This is a genomic window from Mycobacterium scrofulaceum (assembly GCF_002086735.1).
Classification (GTDB): domain Bacteria; phylum Actinomycetota; class Actinomycetes; order Mycobacteriales; family Mycobacteriaceae; genus Mycobacterium; species Mycobacterium scrofulaceum.
On record NZ_MVIJ01000057.1, the window covers coordinates 1 to 13,103 of the forward strand.

Annotated in this window: 15 protein-coding genes; 7 read left to right on the forward strand and 8 right to left on the reverse strand. The window is 70.1% G+C overall.

Annotated elements, in window-relative coordinates:
* The 6 genes from BST44_RS24815 to BST44_RS24840 form a co-directional block, all read right to left on the reverse strand.
* Nucleotides 1–422, reverse strand: a 422-nt coding sequence (locus BST44_RS24815; RefSeq protein WP_279628993.1) for a biotin carboxylase N-terminal domain-containing protein, incomplete at its 3' end; no start/stop codon positions are given.
* A 121-nt stretch (nt 423–543) separates the two neighbouring features.
* A complete protein-coding gene (locus BST44_RS24820; protein ID WP_083179642.1) occupies nt 544–963 on the reverse strand; it encodes a SufE family protein in 420 nt (139 codons plus the stop codon).
* A complete protein-coding gene (locus BST44_RS24825; RefSeq protein WP_083179643.1) occupies nt 960–1,853 on the reverse strand; it encodes a sulfurtransferase in 894 nt (297 codons plus the stop codon). Before BST44_RS24825 ends, BST44_RS24820 begins: the two co-directional genes overlap by 4 nt.
* A gap of 102 nt (nt 1,854–1,955) precedes the next feature.
* Complete coding sequence (locus BST44_RS24830; protein WP_083179644.1) at nt 1,956–2,606, reverse strand: Maf family protein; 651 nt, start codon at nt 2,604–2,606, stop codon at nt 1,956–1,958.
* Nucleotides 2,603–2,872, reverse strand: coding sequence for an acyl-CoA carboxylase subunit epsilon (locus BST44_RS24835; protein WP_083179645.1), 270 nt, complete (start codon nt 2,870–2,872; stop codon nt 2,603–2,605). Before BST44_RS24835 ends, BST44_RS24830 begins: the two co-directional genes overlap by 4 nt.
* Entirely contained in the window at nt 2,869–4,518 is a 1,650-nt protein-coding gene (locus BST44_RS24840) for an acyl-CoA carboxylase subunit beta (protein ID WP_083179646.1), read from the reverse strand. The genes BST44_RS24835 and BST44_RS24840 overlap by 4 nt, the downstream gene beginning before the upstream one ends.
* Before the next feature lie 35 nt (nt 4,519–4,553).
* Here BST44_RS24840 and BST44_RS24845 point away from each other — a divergent pair, with 35 nt between their 5' ends.
* Nucleotides 4,554–6,134 carry an FAD-binding protein gene (locus BST44_RS24845; protein ID WP_083179647.1) on the forward strand — a complete coding sequence of 527 codons (1,581 nt, stop codon included), beginning with the start codon at nt 4,554–4,556 and terminating at the stop codon, nt 6,132–6,134.
* A 17-nt stretch (nt 6,135–6,151) separates the two neighbouring features.
* Complete coding sequence (locus BST44_RS24850) at nt 6,152–6,964, forward strand: biotin--[acetyl-CoA-carboxylase] ligase (protein ID WP_083179648.1); 813 nt, start codon at nt 6,152–6,154, stop codon at nt 6,962–6,964.
* A 16-nt stretch (nt 6,965–6,980) separates the two neighbouring features.
* Here the strand turns inward: BST44_RS24850 and BST44_RS24855 are convergent, their stop codons facing one another.
* Nucleotides 6,981–7,454, reverse strand: coding sequence for an Rv1419 family lectin (locus BST44_RS24855; protein ID WP_439330753.1), 474 nt, complete (start codon nt 7,452–7,454; stop codon nt 6,981–6,983).
* Nucleotides 7,455–7,560: 106 nt separating this feature from the next.
* Here BST44_RS24855 and BST44_RS24860 point away from each other — a divergent pair, with 106 nt between their 5' ends.
* Nucleotides 7,561–8,079, forward strand: coding sequence for a PH domain-containing protein (locus tag BST44_RS24860; RefSeq protein ID WP_083179668.1), 519 nt, complete (start codon nt 7,561–7,563; stop codon nt 8,077–8,079).
* Here BST44_RS24860 and BST44_RS24865 read toward each other — a convergent pair.
* On the reverse strand, nt 8,034–8,693 hold the full coding sequence (locus BST44_RS24865) for a GtrA family protein (protein WP_083179650.1): 660 nt from the start codon (nt 8,691–8,693) through the stop codon (nt 8,034–8,036). The genes BST44_RS24860 and BST44_RS24865 overlap by 46 nt on opposite strands.
* A gap of 97 nt (nt 8,694–8,790) precedes the next feature.
* On the opposite strand from BST44_RS24865, the gene BST44_RS24870 reads away from it, so the two are divergent.
* The 4 genes from BST44_RS24870 to BST44_RS24885 all read left to right on the forward strand — a co-directional run bounded on the left by BST44_RS24870 (nt 8,791) and on the right by BST44_RS24885 (nt 13,047).
* Nucleotides 8,791–10,020, forward strand: a complete 1,230-nt coding sequence (locus tag BST44_RS24870; RefSeq protein ID WP_142274685.1) for a 5-(carboxyamino)imidazole ribonucleotide synthase — start codon at nt 8,791–8,793, stop codon at nt 10,018–10,020.
* On the forward strand, nt 10,013–10,528 hold the full coding sequence (gene purE, locus BST44_RS24875; RefSeq protein WP_083179651.1) for a 5-(carboxyamino)imidazole ribonucleotide mutase: 516 nt from the start codon (nt 10,013–10,015) through the stop codon (nt 10,526–10,528). Before BST44_RS24870 ends, purE begins: the two co-directional genes overlap by 8 nt.
* Nucleotides 10,529–10,542: 14 nt before the next feature.
* Nucleotides 10,543–11,712: an acyl-CoA dehydrogenase gene (locus tag BST44_RS24880; RefSeq protein WP_083179652.1), complete on the forward strand. Its 1,170-nt coding sequence runs from the start codon at nt 10,543–10,545 to the stop codon at nt 11,710–11,712.
* A 141-nt stretch (nt 11,713–11,853) separates the two neighbouring features.
* Nucleotides 11,854–13,047, forward strand: coding sequence for a PP2C family protein-serine/threonine phosphatase (locus BST44_RS24885; protein ID WP_083179653.1), 1,194 nt, complete (start codon nt 11,854–11,856; stop codon nt 13,045–13,047).
* Nucleotides 13,048–13,103 lie beyond the last annotated feature (56 nt).

The following is a 13,103-nucleotide window of genomic DNA, read 5'->3' on the forward strand; positions in this document are numbered from 1 at the left end:
GTGCCGGGGACCAGGGGGGCCTGGGCGCGGGCGGCGATGTGGCGGGCGGTGACCTTGTCGCCGAGGTCGCGGATCGACTGGGGGCTGGGCCCGATCCAGATCAGGCCTGCGTCGATGACCGCCTGCGCGAAATCGGCGTTCTCCGAGAGGAAGCCGTAGCCGGGGTGGACGGCGTTGGCGCCCGACTTGGCCGCCGCGTCGAGGAGCTTGCCGATGTCCAGGTAGGACTCCGCGGACGTCTGGCCGCCCAGGGCGAACGCCTCGTCGGCGAGGCGCACGTGCGGCGCGTCGGCGTCGGGCTCGGCGTACACCGCCACGCTGGGCAGCCCTGCGTCGCGGGCCGCCCGGATCACCCGGACAGCGATCTCGCCGCGGTTGGCGACAAGCACTTTGGAGATCCTCGAGCTGGCGTGACTAGCCACTGCGCCTCCTGTTTGGCATATCTGCGGACGTGTTTCCCCGCGCGTCTTTAAGAGAGTTTCTTACAACTCGAACGAAGTCTAAGCGCCGCGCCGTCGCGCCTTTGAGGCGGTGCCGGATTTCTCAGGTCGTCTCACGTAGGCGCCGCTTGATGCGGGCGAGCATCGCCGACATACCGCGCAGTCGCAACGGACTGATCAGCGCGGCCAACCCCAGGTCGGTGTAGAAGTCCTCGGGCACCGCGAGGATGTCGGCGGCGGGCTGCTCGTCGAGGCCGGCCGCCAGGATCGACGCGAACCCCCGGGTGGTCGGAGCCTCGGCGGGTGCGCTGAAGTGCAACCGCACCCGGTTCGGGTCGCTGGCGTCGACGTGGAGGAAGAGCGGGGTCTGGCACTCGGGCACCGGCTCCATGGCCCGTTCCTCCAACTCCGGTGGCAGGGCCGGGAGGTCGTTGGCGAATTCCAGCAGCAGCGTCAGCTTGTCCTGACCCTGCACTTCGGCGAAGTCGGACACGACCTCGGCCAACGGGGCGGGCAGGGTCATCGGGGCGGAGCGTCCCCCGGGTCGTCGCCGCCGACGATCGGCGTGCGCACGGTGTTGCCCCATTCGGTCCACGATCCGTCGTAGTTGCGCACCCCGGGCTTGCCGAGCAGGTAGGTGAGCACGAACCAGGTGTGGCTGGACCGCTCGCCGATGCGGCAGTACACGACGGTCTTGTCGTCCGGGTCGATGAAGCCGTAGAGCTCCTCGAGCTCCTCGCGGCTGCGAAACCGCCCGCTCTCGTCGACGGCCCTGGCCCAGGGAATGGACCGGGCGGTCGGGATGTGTCCGCCGCGCAGCACACCCTCCTCCGGGTAGTCGGGCATGTGGGTGCGCTTGCCGGTGTACTCGTCCGGCGAGCGCACGTCGATCAGCGGTTGGGTGCCCAGGATGCCCAGCACGTCGTCCTTGAAGGCCCGGATCGGTTCGTCGTTGCGCGCGACGACGGGGTAGCCGGAGGAGGTCTTGGTCGGGACGTCCAGGGTGGTCTCCCGGCGCTCGGCCAGCCACAGGTCGCGCCCGCCGTTGAGCAGGCGCACGTCGGGGTGACCGAACAGGGTGAAGACCCACAGCGCGTAGGCCGCCCACCAGTTGCTCTTGTCGCCGTAGATCACCACCGTGTCGTCGCGCGCGATGCCCTTGCGGTCCATCAGCTCGGCGAACTGCTCGCCGTTGATGTAGTCGCGCACCCTCGGGTCGTTGAGGTCGGTGTGCCAGTCGATCTTGACCGCGCCGGGGATATGGCCGACGTCGTAGAGCAGGACGTCCTCGTCGGATTCGACGATCACCAGGCCGGGGGTGCCCAGGTGGGCGGACACCCAGTCGGCGGTGACCAGCCGTTCGGGGTGGGCGTAACCCGTCAGGGTCGGGCTGGGATCGGGGGGTAAGGCCACGCAGCCGAGCCTACCGCCAGGGGCAGAACCCGCGGTTGCCGCCGTTCGCACGCCGCGACACATAAACGTCTGCGAAGACACGCCGTTGTGGGTCGCAGAGGATTATGTTTCGCGGTTCGCGGGGTTGCCGGCCCACAGCGCGGTCACCGACAGCCCCGCGCGGCCCAGCAGCGACCGCAGCAGCGGCAGGCTCACGCCGATCACGTTCGACGGGTCGCCCTCGATGCCGTCGACGAACCAGCCGCCCAGCCCGTCCAGGGTGAACCCGCCCGCCACGTCCAGCGGCTCCCCGCCGGCGACGTACGCCCGCAGGTCGGAGTCGGCGGGCGCGGCGAAACGCACTGTGGTGCGGGCGGATTCCACCTCGCGTCGGGTGAGGGTGCCGCCCTCCAGGCGCAACAGGCAGTGGCCGGTGTGCAGCCGGCCCGACCGGCCGCCCATGCGGCGCCACTGGGCCGCCGCCGCCTCGGCCGACCCGGGCTTGCCGCACAGCTCGCCGTCGAGGTAGAGCATCGAATCACAGCCCAGGACAACGCAATTCGCGGCGACGGCGCCGTCCAGCTCGTTCGCCACCCGCTCGGCCTTGGCCGCCGCCAGCGCGCAGACCACCTCGGCCGGTTCGGCGTCGGGCCCCAGTCCGGAGACGACGGCGTCTTCGTCCACCCCGGAGACCACGACCAGCGGATCGACGCCGGCCTGGCGGAGCACCCTGCGGCGCCCCGGCGAGGCCGAGGCGAGGACCAGGCGGGTCAACGCTTCATGTGCGTCATCTGCTGGAAGGTGAGCCGCTGGTAGTTGGACATCGCGAAACGCAGCCGGTCCACCGGCAGGCCCCACCGGGTGCGCTCGGGCTCGCCGGGTTCGGGCACGCCTCCCCCGACGGAGCCCAGCGCCGCGACCAGCGCGGCCACCTCCTCGTCGGTGGGATGACCCTTGAGGATGCGGATGTGCGGCTCGTGTGCCTGTGGCGCGGCTTCAGTTGCCTCGGAACCGTTTTCGTCGCTCAGTTCGTTCGTCACAGCGGTATGTTCCCGTGCTTCTTGGGGGGCAGGTGCGAGATCTTGTGCTCCAGCAGCCGCAGCGCCGTGCCGATATAGCCGCGGGTGTGCGACGGCGGGATCACCGCGTCGACGTAGCCCCGCTCGGCGGCGACGTACGGGTTGACCAAAGTGTCCTCGTACTCCTGCTGCAGCTCCAGCCGCAGCGCGTCGACGTCCTTGCCCTCCTTGGCCGCCTCGCCCAGCTGCTTGCGGTAGACGAAGCCGACGGCCCCGGAGGCGCCCATCACCGCGATCTGCGCGGTGGGCCAGGCGATGTTGACGTCGCAGCCCATGTCCTTGGAGCCCATGACGCAGTACGCGCCGCCGTAGGCCTTGCGGGTGATGACGGTAATCTTCGGGACGGTGGCCTCGCCGTAGGCGAACAGCAGCTTGGCGCCGCGCCGGATGATGCCGTTGTACTCCTGGCCGGTGCCGGGCAGGAAGCCCGGGACGTCCACCAGCATGATGATCGGGATGTTGAAGCAGTCGCAGGTCCGCACGAACCGGGCCGCCTTCTCCGAGGCGTTGATGTCCAGGCAGCCGGCGAACTGGGTGGGCTGGTTGGCCACGATCCCGACCGGCCGGCCCTCGATGCGGCCGAACCCCACGACGATGTTGGTGGCGTAGCCGTTCTGGATCTCCAGGAACTCGTCGTCGTCGAGGATGCGGGTGATCACCTCGTGCATGTCGTACGGCTGGTTCGCCGAGTCCGGGATCAGGGTGTCCAGCTCGAGGTCCTCGTCGGTGAGGTTGTCCTCGATCGCACCCTCCGGGACGGGCTCGGCGTAGCGCGGCGCGTCGGTGGCGTTGTTCGGCGGCAGGTAGCTCAGCAGGTCGCGCACCCAGTCGAAGGCGTCCTGCTCGCCCGAGGCGACGTAGTGCAGGGTGCCCGACTTGGCCATGTGGGTGTGGGCGCCGCCGAGCTCCTCCATGGTGACGTCCTCGCCCGTGACCGTCTTGATGACGTCCGGCCCGGTGATGAACATCTGGCTGGTCTGGTCGACCATCACCACGAAGTCGGTCAGGGCGGGGGAGTAGACGTGCCCGCCGGCCGCGGCGCCCATGATCAGCGAGATCTGCGGGATGACGCCCGAGGCCAGGATGTTGTTGCGGAAGATCTTGCTGTACAGGCCGAGCGAGACCACGCCCTCCTGGATCCGCGCGCCCGCGCCGTCGTTGATGCCGATCAGCGGGCGGCCGGTCTTGATCGCCAGCTCCTGGACCTTGACGATCTTCTCGCCGTACACCTCGCCCAGGCTGCCGCCGAACACCGTGGCGTCCTGGCTGAAGATGCACACCTCGCGGCCGTCGATGGTGCCGTAGCCGGTGATCACGCCGTCGCCCAGCGGCCGGTTGTTCTCCAGCCCGAAGTTCTTGCTGCGGTGTCGCGCCAGCGCGTCGAGCTCCACGAACGAGTCCTCGTCGAGCAGGGCGAGGATGCGCTCGCGGGCGGTCAGCTTGCCCTTGGCGTGCACCTTGTCGACGGCCTCTTCGCCCACCGGGTGCAGCGACTCTTCCCGGCGCTTGTGCAGCTCGGCCAGCTTGCCGGCCGTGGTGTGGATGTCGATGGTGTGCTCGGCTGCGGGCTCTGCGGTATGAGAAGAGGAGTCGGTAACGCTTGTCATGGGAGTCGAGCTTAGCGGCGAGGTAGTCTCCGCTGATGGACGCCCGCCCGGTGGGAACTGCGGACTGGGCGGCCGAATGCGATGTGCTGGTCGCGGGATCGGGGGGTGGCGGGGTCACCGGCGCCTACACCGCGGCGCGCGAGGGCCTGGACGTGCTGCTGGTCGAGGCCACGTCGAAATTCGGTGGGACCACCGCCTACTCCGGTGGGGGTGGGGTGTGGTTTCCCTGCAACCCGGTGCTGGTCCGGGCCGCCCCGCCCGGCTCCTTTGACGACACCATCGAGGACGCGCTCACCTACTACCACGCCGTGGTCGGCGACCGCACCCCCCGTGAGCTGCAGGAAGCCTACGTCCGCGGCGGCGCGCCGCTGATCGAGTATTTGGAGGCCGATCCCCTGCTGAAGTTCGTGCCGCTGCCCTGGCCGGACTACTACGGCAGGGCGCCGAAGGCGCGGCTGGACGGTCGGCGCCACATCGCCGCGAAGCCCTGGAAGGTGGCCGCCGCCCCCGAACTGCGGGAGGCGATCCGCGGACCGCTGGACACCGACCGGCTCGGCGCACAACCGCCCTCCGACTACTACTTGGGGGGTCGCGCCCTGATCGCGCGGTTCCTCACGGCCATCGGTCAGTACCCGAACGCGTCGCTGCGGCGCAACACCGCCCTGGTCGAGCTGGTCCTGTCCGGCGGGGCCGTGACCGGAGCGATCGTGGAGAGCGATGGTCAGCGCAGCGCGATCCGCACCCGGCTCGGCGTGCTGCTGGCCGCCGGCGGCTTCGAGAACAACGAGGAATTGCGGCGCAGGTACGGGGTGCCGGGCGCGGCGCGAGACACCATGGGCGGCCCGGGGAGTCGCGGTCTGGCGCTGCGGGCCGGCATCGCCGCGGGCGCCGCCACCGACCTGCTGGACCAGGCGTGGTGGTCGCCGGGCATGACCCATCCCGACGGCCGGTCCGCCTTCGCGCTGTGGTTCACCGGCGGCATCTTCGTCAACCAGGACGGCGACCGGTTCGTCAACGAGTCCCGCGCCTACGACCGGGCCGGGCGCGAGATCATCGCGCAGCTGCGCGACGGCTCACTCACGTTGCCGTACTGGATGATCTACGACGACAAGGAGGGCGAGGTGCCGCCGGTGAAGGCGGCCAACGTCACCATCGTGGAGACCGAGAAGTACGTCGCCGCCGGCCTGTGGCACACCGCGGACACCCTCGAGGACCTCGCCGCCGAGATCGGTGTGCCCGGGGAGAACCTGGCGGCAACGGTGGCCCGGTTCAACGGTTTTGCCGCGTCCGGCGTCGACGAGGACTTCGGCAGGGGCGACGAGGCTTTCGACCGCGCGTTCTCGGGGGGCGCCTCGCCGCTGGTGCCCATCGACTCGCCGCCGTATCACGCCGCGGCGTTCGGCATCTCGGACCTGGGCACCAAGGGCGGCCTGCGCACCGACACCGCCGCCCGGGTGCTCGACACGTCGGGCAACCCGATCCCCGGCTTGTACGCCGCCGGCAACACGATGGCCGCGCCCAGCGGCACCGCGTATCCCGGCGGCGGCAACCCGATCGGGACCAGCATGCTGTTCAGTCACCTGGCCGTGCTGGACATGCTCGACCGGCGCCGCTGAGTTCTAGGCTGGGTCCGGTGACGGACCGAGACCGCCTCCCAGCACCGTTGGACCAGGCCGCATTACGAGCCGAGCTGATCGGTACCGGACTCGGCTGGCGCCGGCTCGACGTCGTCGAGGAAACGGGCTCCACCAACGCCGACCTGCTCGCGCAGGCGGCGTCCGGGGCGGATCTGGCCGGGGCCGTGCTGATCGCCGAGCACCAGACGGCCGGGCGGGGGCGGCAGGGGCGCGGGTGGTCGGCCACGCCCCGCACCCAGATCACGATGTCGGTGGGGGTCAGCGTCGTCGACGTGCCGACCGCCGGGTGGGGCTGGCTGCCGCTGGCGACCGGGGTGGCGGTGGTCGACACGGTGGCCCCGCTGCTCGACGGGGTCGAGGTGGGGCTCAAGTGGCCCAACGACGTGCTGGCGGGCCTCCCGGGCTCCCCGGGCAAGCTGGCCGGCATCCTGGCCGAGGTGGCCCGGCCGGTGGTGGTGATCGGCTTGGGGCTCAACGTGTTTGAGGCACCCGACGGCATCGAGGGGGCGACCTCGCTGGCCGACCTCGGCCTCGCGTCGCCCGACCGCACCCGGGTGGTGAGCGCTCTGCTGACCGAGCTGGGGCGGCGGATCGTCGCCTGGCGCGCCGCGCGCGGGGCGGACTGGGCGCTGGCGGCCGACTACCGGGCGCGGAGCCTCACCCTGGGCAACCGGGTGCGGGCCCACCTGCCCGGCGGCCGGGAGGTCGTCGGACTCGCGACCGCCGTCGACGACCAGGGCAGGCTGTGCATCGACACCGGGGCGCAGACCGTCGTCGTTTCCGCGGGCGACGTGGTGCATTTGCGCTAGCTGAGGGCAGGCCCCGTCATGGGACGTAATCCCACCCCTGGCCGGCGTCGCCATTGCACCAGCGAGTAGAGACCAGCGTCGCGGGATCAGGGCCGCCCAGGACCGTGAGGCAGGCACCCAGAAGTGCGGTCGTGACCTGGCCGTCGGGTTGGGCGGTCCATCGTTGGCCGGGCATGTTCAGACATGGCCCGAGGCGGGCAAACGCACTATCGCTGGGCTTGGTCAGGCAGCTCCCGGGGAAGGCCACGCTTTCGAGCTGCAGGCCATTGACGTTCCAGCGCTGGAAATCCGAGCCATTGCACGGGTTGATCAACAGCGCGCTGTACCAACTTCCCGTCGGGGCGTCCAGACAGACATCGCCTAGTCGGCTCTTGACCTGGACCGGGCCGTCGGCGGCAGCCGGGCCTGCGCCCAGGACCACGACACCGAGCGCTGCCCCGACGGCGCCAACGGCCTTGCCGAGACCGCCGAGGGATTCCGACCCGTGCACCGCCCGCATTGCCGACTGTCTGCGGGTTCTTTCTGAGTGCACCGAAAGATATTAAGGCGCCGAGGCGATGACGCATTGCAGCAAAGTGGGGCTAATGTCGGCGAGCATGAGTTATCCCGATAACGTCCTGGCCGCCGGCGAGCAGGTTATCGTCCACCGCCACCCGCACTGGAAGCGGTTGATCTGGCCCGTCGTGGCGTTGCTGCTAGCGACCGCGCTGGCGTCGTTCGGGTCCGGATACCTCAACTCGACGCATTGGGACCAGCTGGCCAAGAACGTCATCTACGGCGTCATCTGGGGCGTCTGGCTGGTGATCGTCGGGTGGCTGACGCTGTGGCCGTTCTTGAGCTGGCTGACCACGCATTTCGTCGTGACGAACCGGAGGGTGATGTTTCGGCACGGGGTGGCCACCCGCACCGGAATCGATATCCCGCTGGCGCGGATCAACAGCGTGGAATTCCGCGACCGGATTACCGAACGAATGTTTCGCACCGGGACGCTGATTATCGAATCGGCGTCACAGGATCCGTTGGAGTTCTACGACATTCCGCGTTTGCGCGAGGTGCACGCGCTGCTTTATCACGAAGTCTTCGACACCCTCGGGTCGGAGGAGTCGCCCAGCTGAGTCGACCGGCTGGCCCGGTTGCGCCAGGCGCGCAGCGGCGTCACGTTCCCACCCTCGATCTCGTCCTCGAGCATCTCGGCGATGCCGCCGGCGGTCAGCGCGGACTCCAGGGCCTTCTCGGGGTTGCGGGCGAACTCGTCGGGGAACACCCAGCGCCGAAACGCCCAGAAGCGGAACGCCATCTGCAGCAAATTGCCGATGATGTAGGCCGAGATGAAGTCGGCGATGTTCTCCACGGTCAGCGAGACCATCGGCTCGCGCAGTTGCAGGACGTAGCTGGAGAACCACAGCGGCGCCATGGACAGCAGCACCCCCACGCCGCTGAACGCGAAGAACAGCAGCGCCTCGTGGTGGCGTTCCCGGCCGCCGCGGTCGCGGAAGCTCCATTCCCGGTTCAGCACGTAGGACGCGATGACCGCGACGATGCCGGCGATCACCTTCGCGGTGACCGGCTTGTAGTCCAGAATTGTCAGCTTCAGCGTGTAGAAAATCGCCGAGTCGATCACGAACGTGGTTCCGCCGACGATGGCGAATTTGATCAGTTCGTGGTGGCGCTGCAAATAGGGCTGAATAAACCCGGGCATGCGCTCGATTGCGGCTTCGGCGAAGGGCACAAGTGGTCAGTGTACGGACGGACACAAAATCGACGCAAAATCGTACATAACGATTCGGCGTCACCGCCGGTCAACACGCCGCCGGCGCCGTGACACCATGATGGCCGTGCCGAGTACACGCCCGCCGGGGGCCGCCCCCGCAGTAGCCCCGTTGGTCGCCATGGTCGGCGGTGGCCAGCTGGCCCGGATGACCCACCAGGCCGGGATCGCCCTGGGGCAGACCCTCCGGGTGCTGGCCACCGCCGCCGACGAAGCGGCCGCGCAGGTCACGCCCGACGTGGTGATCGGGTCGCACACCGACCTGGAAGACCTGCGCCGGGTCGCCGCCGGCGCCCATGTGCTGACGTTCGATCACGAGCACGTGCCGACCGAGCTGCTGGACAAGCTGGTCGCCGAGGGCGTCAACGTCGCCCCGCCGCCGCAGGCGCTGGTGCACGCCCAGGACAAGCTGGTCATGCGCCGGCGGCTGGAGGCGCTCGACGTTCCGGTGCCCCGCTACGCCGAGATCGGCACCGTCGACGAACTCGACGCGTTCGCGCGGCGGATAGCCGGCCCCGTGGTGGTGAAAGCGGTGCGTGGGGGGTATGACGGGCGCGGGGTGCGGATGGCCCGCGACCCGTCGCATGCCCGCGAGATCGCGGCCGGTTTCCTGGCCGACGGCGTGCCGGTGATGGCCGAGGAACAGGTTAACCTGCGCCGCGAACTGTCGGCCCTGGTGGCCCGGTCGCCGTTCGGGCAGGGCGCGGCGTGGCCGGTCGTCGAGACCGTGCAGCGCGACGGAATCTGCGTCCAGGTGGTCGCGCCCGCGCCCGGGCTGCCCGCCAAGGTCGCCGCCGACGCGCAGCGGCTGGCGTTGCGACTGGCGGGCGAACTCGGGGTGGTGGGCGTGCTGGCGGTCGAGCTGTTCGAGACCGCCGACGGCGCGCTGCTGGTCAACGAGCTCGCGATGCGGCCGCACAATTCCGGGCACTGGACCATGGACGGCGCGCGCACCAGCCAGTTCGAACAGCACCTGCGGGCGGTGCTGGACTACCCGCTCGGCGACACCGACGCCATCGCGCCGGTGACGGTGATGGCCAACGTGCTGGGCGCCCCGCAACGGCCGGCGATCACCCTCGACGAGCGGGTCCACCACCTGTTCGCGCGGATGCCCGACGCCCGCGTGCACCTCTACGGCAAGGAGGAGCGGCCCGGCCGCAAGGTCGGCCACGTCAATTTCCTCGGCGCCGACCTGGCCGGGCTGGCTGGGCTGCGTGAACGCGCCGCGCTCGCGGCACACTGGTTGTCACACGGGCGGTGGACGGACGGATGGGATCCGCATGACTAAACAACCCAGGGTCGGCGTGATCATGGGCAGCGACAGCGACTGGTCGGTGATGTCCGACGCCGCCGAGGCGCTGGCCGAGTTCGACGTCCCCGCCGAGGTCCGGGTGGTCTCGGCGCACCGCACGCCGGGGGTGATGTTCGACTACGCGCGCGGCGCGGCCGGCCGCGGCATCGAGGTGATCATCGCCGGTGCCGGGGGCGCCGCCCACCTGCCCGGGATGGTCGCCTCGGCGACGCCGCTGCCGGTGATCGGGGTGCCCGTGCCGCTGGCGCGCCTGGACGGCCTGGACTCGCTGCTGTCGATCGTGCAGATGCCCGCGGGCGTCCCGGTCGCCACGGTCTCGATCGGGGGCGCCCGCAACGCCGGCCTGCTCGCCGTGCGCATCCTCGGCGCGTCCGACCCGGAGCTGCGGGCCCGCCTCGTCGAGTTTCAAGGCCGGCTGGCCGAGAGCGTGCGGGCCAAGGATGAGGCGCTGCAGAAGCTGCACGGTAAAGTTACCGGCGAGTAGCAAGGAGGCTTGAGATGGCTGGTTGGGGCGGAGACCCGTCGTTCGATTTGTTCCAGTTGCCCGAGGAGCACCAGGAGCTGCGCGCGGCGATCCGGGCGTTGGCGGAGAAGGAGATCGCCCCGCACGCCGCCGACGTCGACGAGAACTCGCGGTTTCCCGAGGAGGCGCTCGAGGCGCTGAACGCGTCGGGCTTCAACGCCGTGCACGTGCCCGAGGAGTACGGCGGGCAGGGTGCGGATTCGGTGGCGGCGTGCATCGTGATCGAGGAGGTCGCCCGGGTCGACGCGTCGGCGTCGCTGATTCCCGCGGTGAACAAGCTGGGCACGATGGGGTTGATCCTGCGCGGCTCCGACGAGCTCAAGAAGCAGGTGTTGCCGTCGATCGCCGAGGGCACCGCGATGGCCTCCTACGCGCTGTCCGAGCGGGAGGCCGGCAGTGACGCGGCCTCGATGCGCACCCGGGCCAAGGCCGACGGCGACGACTGGATCCTCAACGGCGCCAAGTGCTGGATCACCAACGGCGGCAAGTCGTCGTGGTACACGGTGATGGCGGTGACCGACCCGGACAAGGGCGCCAACGGCATCTCGTCGTTCATGGTGCACAAGGATGACGAGGGCTTCACGGTGGGTCCGAAGGAACGCAAGTTGGGCATCAAGGGCTCGCCGACCACCGAGCTGTACTTCGAGAACTGCCGCATCCCGGGGGATCGGATCATCGGCGAGCCGGGTACGGGCTTCAAGACCGCGCTGGCCACGCTGGATCACACCCGGCCCACCATCGGCGCCCAGGCGGTCGGGATCGCCCAGGGCGCGCTGGACGCCGCGATCGCCTACACCAAGGACCGCAAGCAGTTCGGCCGTCCGGTCGCCGACAACCAGGGTGTGCAGTTCATGCTCGCCGACATGGCCATGAAGCTCGAGTCCGCCCGGCTGATGGTCTACCACGCGGCCGCGCGCGCCGAGCGCGGCGAATCCCACCTGGGCTTCATCTCCGCGGCGTCGAAGTGCTGGGCGTCCGACGTCGCGATGGAGGTGACCACCGACGCGGTGCAGCTGTTCGGTGGTGCTGGCTACACCGTCGACTTCCCCGTCGAGCGGATGATGCGCGATGCCAAGATCACCCAGATCTACGAGGGCACCAACCAGATCCAGCGCGTGGTCATGTCACGGGCCCTGCTGCGCTGAGTGACCTATAGGATCACCGACGGTTAACCATTCGGGGTGGTGAGGCCGCACGTAGAGTCGTGCGGATCGGTCTTGTCCGCGGCAGGGGGTCTCAGTGAATAGTGCGGCTTCCTCCGCGCATCCTCGGATGACCGGGAATTGATGCCGGTGCGCGCCCCGGTGGCCCCGGCCGCGACTTGGCAGTCGTTGTCGTTGCTGTTGGTCGAGGACGACCGCGCCGACGCGGTGTTGGTCGAAGACCTGATCGCCGACGCCGTGGCCGACATCCGGGTGGTGTGGGCGCAGTCGATGGCGCACGCGGAGCGGGAGCTGGCCTCGGCCCGGCCCGACTGCGTGCTGCTGGATCTGCACCTGCCCGACGCCAACGGCATCGACGCGCTGGACCGCATCGCCAAGCACGACGCCACGGTCCCGATCGTCGTGCTGACCGGCCTGAACGACGAGTACTTCGGCGCCTCCGCGGTCGCGGCCGGCGCCCAGGACTATCTGGTCAAGGGCCGCGTCGAGCCCGAGATGCTGCGCCGAGCGCTGCTGTACGCGATCGAGCGCAAGCGCGCCGAGCTGATCGCGGCCGACCTGCACGCCACCCGGCTGCGCGCCCGCGAGAACGCGCTGCTGGAGCGCGGCCTGCTGCCCTCCCCGCTGCTGCTGGACAACCCCGGCGTCGACATCGTCGCCCGGTACCGGCCGAGCCGCGTGGACGCGCTGCTGTGCGGTGACTTCTACGACGTGGTGCAGACGCCCGACCGGGTCGTCCGCGTGCTGATCGGCGACGTGGCCGGGCACGGGCCGCACGAGGCCGCCCTGGGCGCGGCCTTGCGGATCGCCTTCCGCGCGCTCACCTTCGCCGGCGTGCACGGGGTCGAACTGATGCGGCAGCTCGAACGGGTGCTGCACTCCGAGCGAACGGACACCGGCGTCTTCGCGACCGTGCTCAGCCTGGAGATCCCACCGGACAGCCCGCGCATCACCGCCATCCGCGCCGGCCATCCCGGCATGCTGTTGCAGCGCGACGGCACCGTGGAATGGGTGGAGCCGCCGGGCGGTCCCGCCCTGGGGCTGCGCGCCGACGACGACTGGCCGCGGCACGAGATGGACCTGCCCGCCGGTCACGGCCTGCTGCTGCTGACGGACGGGCTGTTCGAGGGCTACTCGGGAATGGGCACCCGCCGGCTCGGCGAGGACGGCCTGCTCGAGCTGGCCCGGGCGCACGCCGACAGGCCCGGCCCGGACTTCGTCGACGCCCTGATCGACGGGGCCCAGCAGCTCGCCCAGCCGCAGGGCGGCCTCACCGACGACATCGCCGTGCTGCGGGTGGAAAGGACCACCACGTGACCCCGAGGTTGCGCCGCCTGCGCCCGTCGGAGCTCACGGTGCGCGGATGGCACGCC